Origin of the sequence: Bacillus sp. AFS017336 (assembly GCF_002555445.1) — a bacterium.
GTDB lineage: Bacteria > Bacillota > Bacilli > Bacillales > Bacillaceae_G > Gottfriedia.
Genome location: NZ_NUCO01000020.1, coordinates 88,455 through 104,176 on the forward strand (window position 1 = coordinate 88,455; position 15,722 = coordinate 104,176).

Below are 15,722 nucleotides of genomic sequence, written 5' to 3' on the forward strand. Positions count from 1 at the left end.
AAATCTCTCCTCCTATAAAGAGTTTGGAAGCTTAAAGAGATAAATTTCTACGTTTTTCAAAAATATAGTAACTTACTCTTCCTTCTGGATTTCGAATAACATCACTAGCAGCGAAGCCATTTTCACACAAGGTTTGGAACCAATTTCTTGTTTTATACCGCCATTCTTTCGCAAGCTCAGGCATTTTATTTTTTATTTGTTGAATATGCTCAGGTATCGGCACGGCCAAAATATCTTCCGTTAAATTGATTTCATATTCCTTGGTAATTGTCGGAAACCCAAAGTTATCAAGCTTTGTTTCTACTAATGGTTTGAGACTTTGTATGTCCACCAAGCTTGGTACTTTACATACATGATCGCTACGAATCCACCACTCTACTAAAAAACGATCAGTAGGCAATCCTTTATTTAACGAATCAGTCATCTCGCCATAATGATTTTCGATATATGTAGCACCAATGCCCTTTAACTTATGTAGGTTTAAATAGGCATTAACACTCTCTAATGGATCAAATGTCCAAACGATTAAAGAATAGCCCATTTCTAGAGCATAATCCCGCTGTGCCTCTTTCAACTTTTTACCCAACCCACTTTTTTGATAAGTAGGCAAAACCCCTAACATATGTGAGCATAAATAGGATTTCCCGTCCATATACCCCGGAAAGCTATATTGAAACCCTATTAATTGATTTTCGTGAAAAGCTCCTAAAATCAACCCACCATTATGAGATGCTGTGTACGTTTGATGAATTGGTATTGGTGACATATTCCACACTTCTTTTTCAATTTGTTGAATGGATTCTATTTCACCAATATCCTCCAATCGTTTAATTTGAAACATTCCTATACCCACTTTCTTTATAAAAATAAGAGGAAAAGCTTTTATTCCCCAAAGAAATGGTGCAAATGAAAATTCTCATATGCCTTTGTACGCTTCATAAACTGATCAGAATTTTTTACGACAACTCCCCCAAGTAAGGAATTCATAAGAGAAAAAACTGCCGGACTAACATCCAGTGTTGACTTGATCGGTAGCTGTACAGTAAATAATACATCAGTATACTCACGAATCGGTGCAACCTCGGAATCGGTAAAACTAATCACAAACGCACCTCGTAATTTCGCCTCTCTAGCCATATTAATTGTTTCTAATGCGTAGCGATGGAAAGAAAACGCCACAAACGTACTATTTTCATTCATTTCACCAATGCGTAATACAATATCATCCGTATCTGGTCGAAACATCCTAACATTCCCTCGGATTAGTTCAAGTGCAAACGAAAACCAATGTGCCATTGCATGAGAAGAACGGGTACCAGAAACAAGTATCTTTTCAGATTGACTTAATCGTTCTACTGCCAAATTAAACTCTTCTTCGTTTAGTCCTTCAGCAGTTTGCAATATTAATTCTGCATCCTTATGCATCATTTTCTTAGAAAAATCTCGATCCATGTCCATCTTATTTTTCATGGAATGGTATTCAACCAACGTGCTTTTACGATTTAACAGTCGAGTCTGAATATCTTTTTGTAATGCGCTAAAACCGCTATAACCTAGAGCATGACAAAATCGAATAACGGTTGTTTCACTTACATTAATCTTCTGACCAACTTGAACACCTGAATCCATTGCGAAGTCTTCCGGATTTGCAAGGAAATATTTTGCGACCTTTTTTAACCCCTTCGAAAAATTATCGAATTCATCTTGAACTTTTTGCTTTAATTCTTCCATTGCAATTCTCCTATCCAAATTATGAAGGATATCCTTTTTTTTTATTATATTGAAGTTTATTCTTTTATTCAAGCTTAAATTCTAAATTTTCTAAAAATATTTTAGTTCCATTTTTATAGATCTAAAATTCAATTTAGTAAGACCCTTTTCTTAAACAATAAATGGTGGTGTCTTATTATATTGTTAAGAAGAGTGATTGAAATAAAAGTCCAAGTGCAAATAACACTGTGAAATCTGCAAATATGAAATCTGAAACTGCAAATAAAGGCCGAAGTGCAAATAAAAATTAAGAATCTGCAAATAAAATCACTGAAACTGCAATTAAAATCAACGAAACTGCAATTAAATTCCCTAGAATCCCATATTAGATAGGATATTACCCATACCGGTTAGGGTATCTAGCCTGAATAATTGTTCAAAAGTAGATGTACAAAGATAGAAAATCAAAATATTTGCACTAACTCTTTCTAAAACAACTAAAAAGCTGAAGAAATCTACTAAATATATACAAATGGAGATGATAAAATCAACACTAATTGAAAAACGCCGCTTAGATACCCCCACTTTGCTCCAAGACAGATTGAGATCAACATTACATCTCGAAATTAAATAAAGGCCACCTATTTGTCAGTAACGCTGACTTTTAGGACGGCCTCATTTAACACTATTATTAGAACTATTATTAGAACTATTATTAAAGTGTACTATATGCCCCTTAAGACATATCTTTCAGTTTTCATAAATAGGCTCAACTTCTCTAAAATTAAAGATCACTTTAGCTTGTCCTTCTACAAGTTTAGCAAATTCATCCAAAGTAGTATCATACTTAATATAGATTCTAGGTAAACGGTAGTTTTCATTTTTTGTACCTTGTTCCATAAAATATTTAGGTTCGGTTGCCACTGCATAATTATAGTACTTTTTCGTTTCTTCAATTACTTTATCATTATAATTACCATAAGGATAAGATAAAGCGATGACTGACTTACCAGTAATTGCTTGAATTTTATCTTTTGAATCTTTTAACTCATGGTTATAGTCTGTTATTTTTCTTAAATCAGGATGTGTTGCAGTGTGCGATTGAATTGAAAACATCCCTGAATCTGACAACTTTTTTAAATCCGTGCTAGAAAGACGATCCGGATATCCAATATAATCAGAAATCGCAAATATAGTTGCTCTAGGCTGGAACGTATCAGATTTTAATTTCTGAAAAATTTTTAATACATTTAAGTTGTTTTTATATCCATCATCTATCGTTATAAATATTGGCTTCTTTACATTATTACGCTCTCCCCATTGTTCAAAAGTTAATAATGTAAAACCATGATCACGTAAATAAATCATTTGTTTTTCGAAATCCTCTGGTTTGACAAACAAAGCACTTACCCCGTGCCCTGTAAATTCATCGATGGAATGATAAATTAAAATTGGAATTTTTCCTGCTGCACTCGTCTTTGCAGGCACCTGAATGCACAAAAATAGACATAGAAAAAATAAAGAAATTTTTCTCATAAAACTCCTCACTTTTACTTTTTACTACTTAGTGTTCCAAATTCCATTTTATCTATCATGATTTGAAGTATTTTTAACATTAATGTGTAGATATTTCTTTAAATTAAACATGATCAAAAGACATCTTCTACTATTTTAGCTCTCTGTTAAAGTAGATTATTGATTTTCTTGTTCTACTAAATGCGAGATTAGTTGCACAATGAAAACAATAAAATGGAAATATATGTTAATATATTAAGTAGCTAACATAAAAAATTATTATTAGTAAAAGAGGTGAAACTATGAAAAATTTCAGCACAATTTCACTAATATTATTAATCATTGGATTGTTTTTGTTTGGAATAATTTATGTGGTTCCAGGCTTCAACGAACTTATTGCTTTAATTGGTTTTTTATTGTTATTATTTGGGGCGATCTGTAGCTTTATAGCAATTTCCAAAAGAGAAAGAGGTAACTCTAAATTTTTTGCAGTATCATCGTTTTTTATCCTATTTTTATTGATTACTTGGTTTGAACCTTTTCTGATCCTACGTATGCTAACTTGGATTAAAAATTAAAAAACGGAACGTTAGACCATATAAATGTGGTCTTTTTCTTTTGTTTAAAAATCAACATTTAAATATAACAGAGCCAATATTTAAAAATAGCTGTCAAAATAAGGTAAAAAACGATATTCAAATTCTTATAGTATACAAAAGCCCGTTACTTTAAGTTCATAACGGGCTATTCGATTAATGGTTCATTTTCGAAGGGTCTATTTGAATAAAAGTTCCTTCAATTGGGTTAATATCAAAAGCTTGCCCGAATCCAGCGATATAGCGTCCTTCTATTGGTGTAAGCTTAAATAACGACAAGTCAATGCCTCTTAAAACTTTTATCATCTGTTCCCCGTGATTCTCTACGAATTTTTCGAAGATATGTTCTTTGTCCACATTTCCTACGAACTCAGGAGTACATTTATAACGAATTCGCTCTCTAGCAAATAAAATTGGTGAAGTTGCCTCATCTGCAATGATCATAATACTAACATGCTTATTATTTTCTAAGTATTGAAAATGTGCTGCTATTTTGCTAATGAAAATATAGAATTCTCCCTCGTGAATAATAAATGGCGAATAACTAACATGTGGCTCCCCTTTATCATCCATTGAACTAATCATCAGTGTTTTGCAATGAGACTGAAGTTTCTCGAAATTTTCAAATTGAAGCTCTAATTGTTTTTCCATAAGCATCTCCTTAAGTATGGTTATTGTTGTTACAAATTAATGATAACAATTATCATTCTCATTTACTATACTATTTTTCGAAAATTTAAATTAGAATAAAAATTTACGGAAATCAATTAGCAGTGACTCAATTTTATTTAAATAGAGTCTTCAAGTTAATTTTCTAATAAAAACTGCCGATATTCCCCCAAGTTACAACTACTGTTCGTTAAGTTATAATAAAAAACAATAAAATTTCGTTCGCTAAATTCTTTCAGTAAAATAAACGATCTAAGGAATAGGTGATAAAAATGTTCACTCTCTTATTGCTCGTGTTTCTTATAACTTTTATTGCTTTCATACTTCCTAATAGTGTTAAAACTACTTGGAATCAATCTCGTATTTACATACTAAAATCTCCTGATTCTACTAAAAAGTCAAAGCACATTAACTTTCATTTATTGTGTTAATCTCTGTCATTTGATAAACGATCATAGTTTTTGCCCAAAATAAAAGAACCTTAGAATCCTATCCAAGGTTCAGTAACATTACTTTTACGATTTCATATAGTAACAACTTTTGTTTAATAGGCGATAGTTTTAATAAAACCAATTTTATTTCCAAGAAAATAATTTAGACAAATTATTGCATTATACATAGTGTTAATAAAATAATTCATTAGTCAACTACACCACACCAATCAAGTAATGTGTTGGCAATTACTTCCGCACAACGAAACATTTCATCTAAGTCGATGTACTCATTTGGATAGTGTGCAACTTTTGTTTCTCCTGGGCCAAATACGATCGTAGGTATTTGTTTTACTTGTGTAAATAATCCGCCGTCCGTTCCCCATGGCGATGCTTCAATGACGGGCTCTTTCTTATATACTTGCTGAAAAGATTTTTTCAGAGATTCCATAAATGGATGTTGTAGATCAATACTACCTGGTAACCAACTTGCACCAAAAAATTCAACTTCAACTGGATGCTCAGTAAACCAGTCGTCAATTAAAGATAATGTTTTTAGCCATTTCTGTAATTCAAGTTTAGCTTCTTCTATTTTTTCGTTTGGTGACACTCCTAATCTTCCTTCAAGTGTAACTAAATCTGAAACGGAGGAAGGCCAAGTTCCACCTTTTATTTTTCCGATATTAATTGGAATGGGAATTGGCACATTTTTGTATAATGGGTCATCTAGTAATCTTAAGTTGCGTACTTTTTCTAATTGATTAATATGGTTTATAACTAATATACTTTTTTCAATCGCGCTAACACCTTCATATTTTGTTCCACCATGTGCAACTTTTCCTTTTACATTTATACGAAACCAAATACTGCCTTGCTGTTTTGGAAATATTTTCGTTTTAGTCGGTTCTGGAATCAGGACAGCATCTGCAACGTAGCCACGTAATATAGCAGCTAATGTTCCTGCCCCTCCACTCTCTTCTTCTATTACACTTTGAAAATAAACATCACCTTTAAGGCGAATTTTTGATTTCTTGATTGCTTCAATTGCTAAAAGTGCAGCTACATTGCCACCCTTCATATCAGTCGTCCCTCTACCATATAATCGATTCCCCACAATAACACCGCTATATGGCTGACAATCCCAGCTACTTATTTCTCCTTCTGGAACAACATCAATATGTCCATTTAATATAATTGATCGACCATTTCCTATTCCTTTTAAAGTTGCTACAATATTTGGACTGTTTTTGAATGAACTTCTCTCCGAAATAAAATACGATGATTTATTTAATTCATCAATCGAAGGCTCCCATTTATCAATTTCTAATCCGAGATTCTGTAAATAATTTGTGACAATAGTTTGGGCACTCGCTTCGTTTCCTGATACACTTTTTTCACGAACAAGATCTTGAAGTAACTCAATTGCCTTGCTTCTATTTTTAGTAATATATTCATTAATTTTTGTTTTTAAATCCAATTTTAATCACTCCCAACGGTGAACAATGACATTTGGATTCACAAAAAGTGGGGCACCTGTTTTCTCAATTACATCGCTGACTAGATATGGAGACATAACTTCATTTAACCAAAGCTCTCCGCTTTCTTTCTTAATTTCAATTACAGCCATTTCTGTAATGATTAAATCAACGCATTTTGGCGATGTAAGAGGAAGTGTACATTCTGAAACTATTTTCGGGTCACCATTTTTATTTGTATGGTTCATTAAGACGATTACTTTTTTTGATTTTTGGGCTAAATCCATTGCTCCACCAATTCCAGGTACTCTTTTCCCAGGAACAATCCAGTTTGCTAAATCACCATTTTTACTGACTTCTAGTGCACCAAGTACTGTTAAATCTAATAAACCTTTTCGAATAATGGCAAAAGCAATACTACTATCAAAATAACTGGAGCCTGGAATTAATGTAACTGGTAATCCTGCTGCATTACACAAATTCTCATCTTCTTCACCTTTTTGTGGAGTAGGCCCTAACCCTAATACACCATTTTCTGCATGAAACATAACATTGCAATCATCAGATAAGTAATTTGGGATCAGTGAAGGAATTCCAATCCCAAGATTGACAATCATACCATTCTTTACTTCTTTAGCTGCTCGTTTTGCCATCATTTCACGAGGATTTATTTTTCCCAAACCCACTTCCAATTCACTCCTTCCGATTGAACGATGTGATTTACAAATGCCCCTGGTACAATAATCTCCTCAGGTTCTAATGTCCCTAAAGGTACAATTTCCTCAACTTCTGCAATTGTTATATTTCCAGCCATCGCTACATATGGATTTGTATTTCGAGCGCTTTTATCAAATACTAAATTTCCAAATGGATCAGCCTTTTTCGCATAGACAATTGAGACATCAGAAATAAGAGGTGTTTCAACTAAATATTCCTTCCCAAATACATTCACTCTCTGTTTATCAACATCGATGACACTATCAATCCCTATATCTACTAATACACCGCCTAATCCAACGCCACCCGCCCGAATACGTTCAATAAAAGTGCCTTGAGGACTAAATTCAATTTCTAACGTACCATCAGTCATTTGCTTTCCGGCATTTGGATTTGATCCGATATGAGTTGTAATCATTTTTTTTACTCGTTTAGCTGTCACTAACTGTCCGATTCCAACATCAGGAAACCCGGTATCATTACCTATTAAAGTAAGATTTTTAAACCCCTTTTCTAAAATGCCTTGTATTAATGTAGGTGGATTACCAATACCGCCAAACCCACCAAACATTAAAACCATCTCATCTTTAAAATATTGTAAGGCTTCCTCAATACTTATGATTTTTCTGAAAGTATTAATTGCCATTATTTTGTCCCCTTCGCCTCTTTATTTAGCTCATTAAATACATCCATCAATAAAGTTAGCAATTCATCAACTTGTGCATCAGTTATGACTAAAGGTGGAGAAAGCAAGAAACTATTTTCAGATCTTCCATATGGACCACTTACAGAAGGGTATAACAATAATCCTTTATCTTTCGCAATCTCAATGACACGATTTGTTACACTTTTACAGTTAAAAAATTCTTCATTTATTTCAATGCCAATCAGTAAACCTTCTCCTCGGATATCAAACAAAAAAGGAAAAATTTTCTGCCACTCTTTTAGTTTTAATTTTATTTTTTCGCCTTGTACTTTAGAATTTTGTACTAATCCATTTTTCTCAACATAATTTAAAACGGCTAAAGCTATATTTGCCGAAAGTGGATTTGCACTAAATGTGTGCCCGCTCATAACAAGACGACTTCCTTCTAAAATCGGTTGCATGACACGGTCACTTGCGATCGCAACTGCAATCGGTGTATATCCGGCTGCCAATCCTTTTCCAAGAACTAATAAATCGGGCACACAATCCCAATGATTAATTCCAAACATTTCTCCGGTCCTTCCAATTCCTGTCATCACTTCGTCTGCAATAAATAGTACATCATATTTTTCACAAATTTCTTTAATTTTTTCATAGTATCCTTTCGGAGGGGTTAACGCAGCACCTGCTGCACCAACGATCGGTTCGGAGATAAAAGCAGCTACATTTTCAGACCCTAACTTTTGAATGGAACGCTCAAGTGAAGTAGCACATAGTAAACCACACTTTCCAGGTTCTAATTCGTATGGACATCTTTTACAATATGGCGCTTCTACCATTGGATAATCCGCTAGTAAGCTAGTAAAACGCTTCCTTCTTAAAGGATGCCCCGACATAGATAAGGCCCCCATCGTAATACCATGGTAGCTCATACTCCTCGAAATAATTTTAGTTTTTGTGTGAATTCCTTTTTCTTGAAAATGCTGAATGGCCATTTTCATAGCCGTTTCAGTTGCTTCTGTACCGCTATTAACAAAAAAACTCCAGTTTAAATCCCCTGGGGTGAGCTGACCTATCTTTTCTGCTAATAATTCCGCAGCTTCACTAGTAAACTGCGATCTGTAAACAAACGCTACTTTATTCGCCTGCTTTACCATTTCATCAACTATTTCCTTTACGCCATGACCAATACTTGCCGCTACAGCACCAGAAGAACCATCAATATACTTCTTTCCTTGCTTGTCCCATAAGTAGATAGTTTCTCCTCGATCAATTATTGGATAGTTTTCACCTACAAGCGGTTTAATTAAATAATCTCTTTTCGTCATACTACCCCACCATCTTTCACTTATATCTCATTTATATATATATAGTTGAAAGCTCATAAAGTTAGACTATTGAAATAACATTACATATAACTACTAGTAAAATATTATTGTGTTAAATATAAAAAGGGGCTGCCATATAAGTCAGATTACCGACTTGTAAGCAGCCTTTGTTAAATTTAATTGTTTATTTTTGAACTAAAAAAAGATTGTCAAACTAGACAACCTTTAGAGGCACGTATCAAAATAGTTTATTGTTTACTTCAAGTTAAAAATTCCCTTACCAGTTCCAATATCTATAGGTAATGATGAATGTTCGTGAACTATGACCCAAGTTTCATTTACTTTTTTTAAACCGTATGTGAACCGATTTGTTATTTGACGAAGCTTCTCACCAGATTCCTCTTGATGTGCAGCAAAAGTTACAGCACAATGAAAAAATGCGAGATTTGAATTTTCTTCAATTACTAGATCATTAAATTCAACATTAAGTAAAACGCCATCCTCACTCAATCCATTAAACCAACCTACTACATTTTCCCTCCAAGAAGAAATACCTTTGCACTCCCAGTTCTCCCAAGCATCATAAATATGTATTTCAGGAGCGTACAAGGATAGAAATTTTTCCACATCTTTTTCATACACTGCTGTTTTGTAATTCTCAAGTACGTCTTGAACTTTGTAAAAACCCTCTGTCATTTAATGTATCCCCTTTACCAATTTCAGAAATAGTAGTGTGAACTATCAAATACATTCTATATTAAATCAGTTATTCCTTCTTCAAGTAAAATGCCACTTAGTAAAGTAGGATCAAATCATTCGTTCGATCTGTGTTACTAAACTAAAGCATTGCGTTCGTTTCATAAGGTATATTCATTTTTCATTTTCTCGATCGTAAATATAATTCATAAATTGATCATGTAATTCGATATTTCCTTTTATGGATTCATTGTTATTCTTATTGATTAATTCAACATCATAAGACAAATCACCATATCCATCGATCATTTCCAGTATTCTATAAATAACACATTCTATGGTTTCATTTTGCACTTTCTTAAATGCTGAAATCTCTTCATCAGTTATTAACTTTTGTTTTAGTAACTTATACTCTTTGTTTAATGAACTGTTCCTAGGATTATTAAGATATGAATCAGATAAGTCGACTTCTAAATCTTTAATATTTTTCAAAGCACGGAATAGTTCTAATTGATATTCTTTCAAAAAAATATAGCCCCCTTCAACAGTAGTGGCACTAATTAGACAATACTTTCGGCTTCCCAGGTCCCGCTTAACATTAGCACTAAACCTATTAGTTAAATATTAGTTATCACTCTTACCTTCGACTATTATATCTTCAGCTACAATCTTAAATTCTATAAATGGAATGTCGAATAGGACATGAAGTTCAAAACCTGACTTTGCTGGATAAACCTCATCGTAAAGCCAAAAACCACCTTTAATATCCTCAGGCATACTTATTTCTTTAACTCCCTTAAAAGTGAGTTTGATTTCAGTAAAATCATTAAATCCGCCTGCACAATCTAAATTTATAACAAATGTATCGATTGAAAGATTTTCAATTGATTTTACATTTGAATCATGTAATGAAATCTCATTTAATTTTACAATGCTTAATGGAAGTAAATCTTTACTCGCGTTATATTTTGATCGATACTCTTTATTCAGATCCTCCATTTGCTGGTCGTATTCATCTTTCCAATTATTAATCATATTTCTAAGTTTTTCTGATGGATACGCTGTATTCAATGTTCCATCATTAATATATGAATGGAACGATTCAGGAAGAAATTTTAGCAAATCATTTTTAAAAAATTCTAAGTCTTTTTTAAGATTTTTAATATAATCTTTTCCATTCGATTCAAAATACTTAATCGTTTCATCCCATTCTTCCTTTGTATCTGGAAAGTTCAAGAAACTATATAATTGCATTTCTTTGTACCAGTCTTTTGAATAATACTTCATTTCTTTAATCTCCATTTCTTTGGCAAGTCTCATTTGAACTTAGTATTATATTAAACTATTGCATCCATAACAAAAATACCTATCAGTCCTAATTTCTAAGAAAAGTGGACAGGTTGTAAGGAGAAAATCAAAAAACAATTAACCGTGATAAAAGTGTTTATTAAAATCGAATTCGTCACTTTTTACCCCCACCAGAGTTATAAATACGATCAAGACAATTATACCTAAATATTCCTAACTAAGGGAAATTCGTCCTAATTTAAAGTAAAATTTCAGACAATCCTTATTAATCAGCAATACTTCCATATAGTTCCATAAAAAAAATCGGCTTTTCAGCCGATTTTTTCATACGTTAGCTAGATAGATACATGATTTCTTAGTTATGATTTTACAATATTATATGTAAGGCCAATTACACCAGAATTAAATGTTTTGTTTTCTACAAGAGAGAGGTTGCGTTTAGATCCTAAGCCCTTAAATAAAGGTAGACCGCTTCCTATAATAACTGGTGAAATAGTAATTTTAATTACATCAATTAAATCAAGTTCCATAAGACTATGTGCAAACCTTGGGCTACCTAAAATAATGATATCATTACCTGACTGCTTTTTTATGTTTTTAATTTCTTCTTCAATATTTTCTTTTACTAATCTTGAATTCTTCCAATCAGCTTGTTCAAGTGTCGTAGAAAAAACAACCTTTGATGTCTCTTCTATCCATTTAGCATGTTCAAGTTCATATTCTGTTGATTCAGGGTTAGAAGGTACTGAAGTCCAATAATTCATCATCATCTCATATGTCCCTTTACCCCAAAACACTGTGTCTACAGTACTTAAAATTTCTCTAGCATGCTTTTCTAATTCTTCATTATAAGCAACAAATCCAATATCCATTGCACCGTTTGGTCCTTCTACAAATCCATCTAAAGAAGAATGTAAAAATAAAATAACATTTCTCATAAAATCCTCCTATTTACTATGTTAGTGGTGTTTTCTTCTATTTATATAAACAAGGAATTACTGTTTTTTATAGTTGATAAGAAATTTTTCTTCTTAAATCTTTCCCTAAATTCTTCACTTTTAAAAAAAAACTTGTTTTGTCTAGCTTTTAACGTCAAACCTTTAATATTTTCCCCATTTCTAAATTGATCAATACTGCCAGTTAGTTTAAAAACATCGACAAAAATGTCGATCATGTTCTTCAATTTGCGCAATGCGTTTAGTAATATATGTATAATAACTGTATTTAAAAGCTCTTGAACAAATAAATAAATTAAATACGTTTTGGTCGTAAAAACGTGGATTTGTTAATATAAGTTGATAAATCTATATTAGGATACTCATCTTGAATTAATTGATAAATTTCTTGAATTATTAATTCTAATTCTTTTAATCCATCTTCTGGCTTTCTAGTGAAAATAAGTTCAAGTCGTTCTAATACATTTTCTGGTTTATTCGTCATTGTATCTAAAGAGTTTTTTTGCCATTTGAACCCAGGGTGTATGACATATTGACGATTAAGTCCAAATAACAAAGCCATTATACTAGTCTGAACTGAGACAACTACTTTATAAAACATCAACCAGTCTTTCCGGCTAAGCAATGTTTCTCGATTATTCCATCGATTACCAAAATCAATGTGTTCTAATATCATTGCCTCACTTAATTCCTTTGGATACTCACTAACTCTCTCTTTAAGTTTTGTAATCAAAAGTTCCCCATATAAAGGTACACCATAATAGACAGATGCTATAAGACATTGCAAATCAAAGCTTGTCTCAAAGTTTAATATAACTTCGTCGATGACTCTTTCAATCGTTTTTGTTAGAAAACTGCTAATCTCAAGTTTCACATTATTGGTTATATAAGTTTCAGCCCACTCTTCCTCTTCAAAAACATGAAAATCAATAATATTTCCGTTTAGTATTTGAATAGGAGTTTTCCTATCTTCATCAGTCGGTTCTTCTTTCCAAAATATTAAAAGTTCAATATCAGAAAATTCGTCTTCCCAATTTCGTGAAACTGAGCAAGCAAGTAAGACAGCTTCAACCTTTGGATTTTTCTTATAAATAATTGAAATATCTGTTGCTAAAGTTTTTAAATTCACTTTCTCTCTCCAATTCAAAAAAACTTTTTAAAACGGCACTTTTACTAGTATTCGGCGAAAGTTATTATTTCCCTTGTTCTACTGATATGCCATTTACTTGAAAAACAATAAAAAAAAGGATCTTCATTGAAAATCCTTTTTTTATACAAGAAGTGTATGGAATAGTGTTTACCAGGCACTACCACCACTATATCTTATGGCCTGTCTGTTTGAATGAATGGGTCCGTTGTCCTAATTTGTCATTGGTAATATTTTACAAAAAACCCTATGTATTACATAAATAATAACGATAAATCCTTTTCCGAAACAATAGCGTTTCGATAGTCCTTATACTAAAGGATGTGTTTGTTGCCTAAAAATTAATGGATTATAATTTTCATCGGTTACAATTATGCCTTCAACTAGTACAGTGGTTCACCGTCTGCAAATGGCGCATAAACACTCCAAAGCCCATCATAGAACACTTGAATACCTTTAATCATTTTTAATTCTAGTTTGACCAATTTTATGTTTTTTCTAAATTGAAGCTCTTTTTTTCAATCTCACATAGCAAACAAAAAAAAGAGAGGTCCCTCTAATTTTTAGGACCTACTCAGTATGTTATTTATCCTATTTTCTCATTTTCATTTTGAATCGATTACATCACTTTTTATTAGCAAACTTCATCATAAAATAATAGCTCACTCTTGGGAATAAAGAATAAAGTTTTGTTCCAAAACCCATCCAAGAAGGTAAATCAATTTCATGAATGTTTTTTCCGATTAAAGAAATAACTTTAGATGCAACTTTTTCTGGCTCAAGCATCATTTTACGAACAGATTTAGCATATGATCCTGTCTCATCTGCTATATCAAAAAACGGTGTATCCATCGGTCCTGGATTTACATTTGTTATAATAATTCCGTCTTTTTCAACTTCTTGTCTTAACGCATTGCTGAATCCAAGTACTGCATGTTTAGATCCTGCGTATGCTGCAGCTTTAGATGTCGCAATCTTCCCTGCTAAAGAAGCGATATTTATGATATGTCCCTTACCTTTCAACTTCATAGATGTAAGTGCAAGCTTTGAACAAGTCATAACGCCAAATACATTTACGTCAAACATTTGTTTCATCTCTTGAACTGACATTTGCTCAACTGTTTGGAATAGACCATATCCTGCATTATTTATTAAAACATCAATTCCATCAAATTGTTCTTCAATTTGTTGAAATGCATCATATACCGCTGTTTCATCTGTCACGTCCACTACAAAATAATGACATTTAACAGGAAATTCTTCTTGAATTTTTTCCTTTAGGTTTTTTAGCTCTGATTCTCTTCTAGCAATTAAGACAATATTAGCGTCTTTTTTTGCTGCCTCTAAAGCTAAATCTTTACCAAGCCCACTAGAAGCACCTGTTATAACTACTGTTTGGTTACTTAACCTCAAAAATTTCCACCTCTACTATTGACTGACTGAATGCTCATTCGTTTTATACTCAAGTATACCATCATTTCGTTCATTTAAACTAATAAAACCTAAGTTTTCCAGGTAGTCTAATTGACCGATTGTTTCTGATAGAGTAAGTGAAAGTTGTTTTAAATAAACCTTTGGAAATAACATTTGGCAAACTTCATAGGCTGTAAGTGGTTGCTGTTTAATCATTTCATATACCTTTTCAGCTCTAGCCTTCTGTTTTTCTAATCTACTTTTTACTAAACTTTTAATATCTGTAACTGGGTCACCATGTCCAGTATATAATTTTGTGATTGGAAGTTCTGCTATTCTTTTTAAAGAATGATTATATTGAAGTAATGGCTTTACACGTTCTGTTTCACCATTTAAAGGAGGCTCAATAATTGGGTTAGATGAAACCTTATCTAATAACAAATCTCCACCAAAAGCAATACCATCATCTTCACTAATTAAAGAAATATGAGAAGTTGCATGACCTGGTGTGTACAACACCTTTAAATTAAAAATACTTTCAATTCGATCGCCTTCATCGATAATATGAGTTAATGAACGCTTACTTGTATACGGCATCTTCTCGGTCGTGCGTGGCATTTTTTGTACAAACTCATTCGGTACTCCGTAAAGTTTTGCATTTTCAATAAAATACTCATTGTAGTAGTTTAAAAACGATTCATCCTGAGTCAAATACGGAATATTTCTCTCATGTCCTAAAATTTTTATATCCTCATTAAACTCCTCTAATAATCCTGCATGATCTGGATGATGATGCGTTAAAATTACTTGTTCAATATCTTCTAATTTATAACCAATTTTATCTAATTCACTCTTCAGTGCATCTAATGTATCAGGCGTATTTGTTCCCGTATCAATTAAAGTCAATAAATCTCCTTCAACTAAAAATACATTTACTGTATTCATAGCATACGGAACCGGGAGTGTAATTTGGTGAATCTTATTTTCAGGGATCATCCTTATTCCTCCTTATCTGAATCTTCTTACAGTTAATTCTAATATACATTTTCAAAAATACAAACTAAGTTGCTTTAAATTTTTCAAAGCACAGTCTAATATTACTAAAAAAATGACTT

General features: G+C 32.4%; 16 protein-coding genes. 1 reads left to right on the forward strand and 15 read right to left on the reverse strand.

The genetic code is table 11. The features are described 5' to 3' along the window. Window positions 1-31 precede the first annotated feature (31 nt). The 3 genes from CN601_RS10515 to CN601_RS10525 all read right to left on the reverse strand — a co-directional run bounded on the left by CN601_RS10515 (window position 32) and on the right by CN601_RS10525 (window position 3,246). A complete protein-coding gene (locus CN601_RS10515; protein WP_098171009.1) occupies window positions 32-841 on the reverse strand; it encodes a GNAT family N-acetyltransferase in 810 nt (269 codons plus the stop codon). A 41-nt stretch (window positions 842-882) separates the two neighbouring features. Next, window positions 883-1,731 carry a MurR/RpiR family transcriptional regulator gene (locus CN601_RS10520; protein WP_098120882.1) on the reverse strand — a complete coding sequence of 283 codons (849 nt, stop codon included), beginning with the start codon at window positions 1,729-1,731 and terminating at the stop codon, window positions 883-885. Window positions 1,732-2,460: 729 nt separating this feature from the next. Further along, window positions 2,461-3,246 (reverse strand): polysaccharide deacetylase family protein, encoded by a 786-nt coding sequence (locus CN601_RS10525; protein WP_098171010.1) that lies wholly within the window; start codon window positions 3,244-3,246, stop codon window positions 2,461-2,463. 281 nt (window positions 3,247-3,527) lie between these two features. Here CN601_RS10525 and CN601_RS10530 point away from each other — a divergent pair, with 281 nt between their 5' ends. Then, window positions 3,528-3,803, forward strand: a complete 276-nt coding sequence (locus CN601_RS10530; RefSeq protein WP_098171011.1) for a hypothetical protein — start codon at window positions 3,528-3,530, stop codon at window positions 3,801-3,803. 174 nt (window positions 3,804-3,977) lie between these two features. Here the strand turns inward: CN601_RS10530 and CN601_RS10535 are convergent, their stop codons facing one another. From CN601_RS10535 to CN601_RS10590, 12 genes are all read right to left on the reverse strand, one after another. Then, on the reverse strand, window positions 3,978-4,472 hold the full coding sequence (locus CN601_RS10535; protein WP_098171012.1) for a HugZ family pyridoxamine 5'-phosphate oxidase: 495 nt from the start codon (window positions 4,470-4,472) through the stop codon (window positions 3,978-3,980). 657 nt (window positions 4,473-5,129) lie between these two features. After that, window positions 5,130-6,398: a peptidase gene (locus tag CN601_RS10540; protein ID WP_098171013.1), complete on the reverse strand. Its 1,269-nt coding sequence runs from the start codon at window positions 6,396-6,398 to the stop codon at window positions 5,130-5,132. A 6-nt stretch (window positions 6,399-6,404) separates the two neighbouring features. Next, complete coding sequence (locus CN601_RS10545) at window positions 6,405-7,052, reverse strand: 3-oxoacid CoA-transferase subunit B (protein ID WP_216854231.1); 648 nt, start codon at window positions 7,050-7,052, stop codon at window positions 6,405-6,407. An 11-nt stretch (window positions 7,053-7,063) separates the two neighbouring features. After that, window positions 7,064-7,693: a CoA transferase subunit A gene (locus CN601_RS10550; RefSeq protein ID WP_257131689.1), complete on the reverse strand. Its 630-nt coding sequence runs from the start codon at window positions 7,691-7,693 to the stop codon at window positions 7,064-7,066. Between the two features lie 65 nt (window positions 7,694-7,758). Beyond that, window positions 7,759-9,087 carry an aspartate aminotransferase family protein gene (locus CN601_RS10555; protein ID WP_098171015.1) on the reverse strand — a complete coding sequence of 443 codons (1,329 nt, stop codon included), beginning with the start codon at window positions 9,085-9,087 and terminating at the stop codon, window positions 7,759-7,761. 255 nt (window positions 9,088-9,342) lie between these two features. Continuing rightward, a complete protein-coding gene (locus CN601_RS10560) occupies window positions 9,343-9,783 on the reverse strand; it encodes a YybH family protein (RefSeq protein WP_098171016.1) in 441 nt (146 codons plus the stop codon). Between the two features lie 174 nt (window positions 9,784-9,957). Then, window positions 9,958-10,308 (reverse strand): hypothetical protein, encoded by a 351-nt coding sequence (locus CN601_RS10565; protein ID WP_098171017.1) that lies wholly within the window; start codon window positions 10,306-10,308, stop codon window positions 9,958-9,960. Between the two features lie 99 nt (window positions 10,309-10,407). Next, window positions 10,408-11,070: a DUF4085 family protein gene (locus tag CN601_RS10570; RefSeq protein WP_179865515.1), complete on the reverse strand. Its 663-nt coding sequence runs from the start codon at window positions 11,068-11,070 to the stop codon at window positions 10,408-10,410. 380 nt (window positions 11,071-11,450) lie between these two features. Further along, entirely contained in the window at window positions 11,451-12,029 is a 579-nt protein-coding gene (locus CN601_RS10575; RefSeq protein WP_098171019.1) for a dihydrofolate reductase family protein, read from the reverse strand. A gap of 313 nt (window positions 12,030-12,342) precedes the next feature. After that, entirely contained in the window at window positions 12,343-13,176 is an 834-nt protein-coding gene (locus tag CN601_RS10580) for a DUF4037 domain-containing protein (RefSeq protein WP_098171020.1), read from the reverse strand. Between the two features lie 642 nt (window positions 13,177-13,818). Further along, window positions 13,819-14,607: an SDR family NAD(P)-dependent oxidoreductase gene (locus CN601_RS10585; protein WP_098121302.1), complete on the reverse strand. Its 789-nt coding sequence runs from the start codon at window positions 14,605-14,607 to the stop codon at window positions 13,819-13,821. A 15-nt stretch (window positions 14,608-14,622) separates the two neighbouring features. Then, the gene (locus CN601_RS10590) at window positions 14,623-15,603 is read right to left on the reverse strand and encodes an MBL fold metallo-hydrolase (RefSeq protein ID WP_098121303.1); all 981 of its coding nucleotides are present in this window, start codon (window positions 15,601-15,603) and stop codon (window positions 14,623-14,625) included. Window positions 15,604-15,722 lie beyond the last annotated feature (119 nt).

Bases quoted from the DNA above. Each gene is read 5' to 3' on its own strand.
- CN601_RS10545 (WP_216854231.1), bottom strand. From the start codon at position 7,052: ATGATGGCAAAACGAGCAGCTAAAGAAGTAAAGAATGGTATGATTGTC.
- CN601_RS10560 (WP_098171016.1), bottom strand. From the start codon at position 9,783: ATGACAGAGGGTTTTTACAAAGTTCAAGACGTACTTGAGAATTACAAA.
- CN601_RS10550 (WP_257131689.1), bottom strand. From the start codon at position 7,693: ATGGTTTTAATGTTTGGTGGGTTTGGCGGTATTGGTAATCCACCTACA.
- CN601_RS10525 (WP_098171010.1), bottom strand. From the start codon at position 3,246: ATGAGAAAAATTTCTTTATTTTTTCTATGTCTATTTTTGTGCATTCAG.
- CN601_RS10570 (WP_179865515.1), bottom strand. From the start codon at position 11,070: ATGAAGTATTATTCAAAAGACTGGTACAAAGAAATGCAATTATATAGT.
- CN601_RS10515 (WP_098171009.1), bottom strand. From the start codon at position 841: ATGTTTCAAATTAAACGATTGGAGGATATTGGTGAAATAGAATCCATT.
- CN601_RS10535 (WP_098171012.1), bottom strand. From the start codon at position 4,472: ATGGAAAAACAATTAGAGCTTCAATTTGAAAATTTCGAGAAACTTCAG.
- CN601_RS10555 (WP_098171015.1), bottom strand. From the start codon at position 9,087: ATGACGAAAAGAGATTATTTAATTAAACCGCTTGTAGGTGAAAACTAT.
- CN601_RS10590 (WP_098121303.1), bottom strand. From the start codon at position 15,603: ATGATCCCTGAAAATAAGATTCACCAAATTACACTCCCGGTTCCGTAT.
- CN601_RS10520 (WP_098120882.1), bottom strand. From the start codon at position 1,731: ATGGAAGAATTAAAGCAAAAAGTTCAAGATGAATTCGATAATTTTTCG.
- CN601_RS10575 (WP_098171019.1), bottom strand. From the start codon at position 12,029: ATGAGAAATGTTATTTTATTTTTACATTCTTCTTTAGATGGATTTGTA.
- CN601_RS10530 (WP_098171011.1), top strand. From the start codon at position 3,528: ATGAAAAATTTCAGCACAATTTCACTAATATTATTAATCATTGGATTG.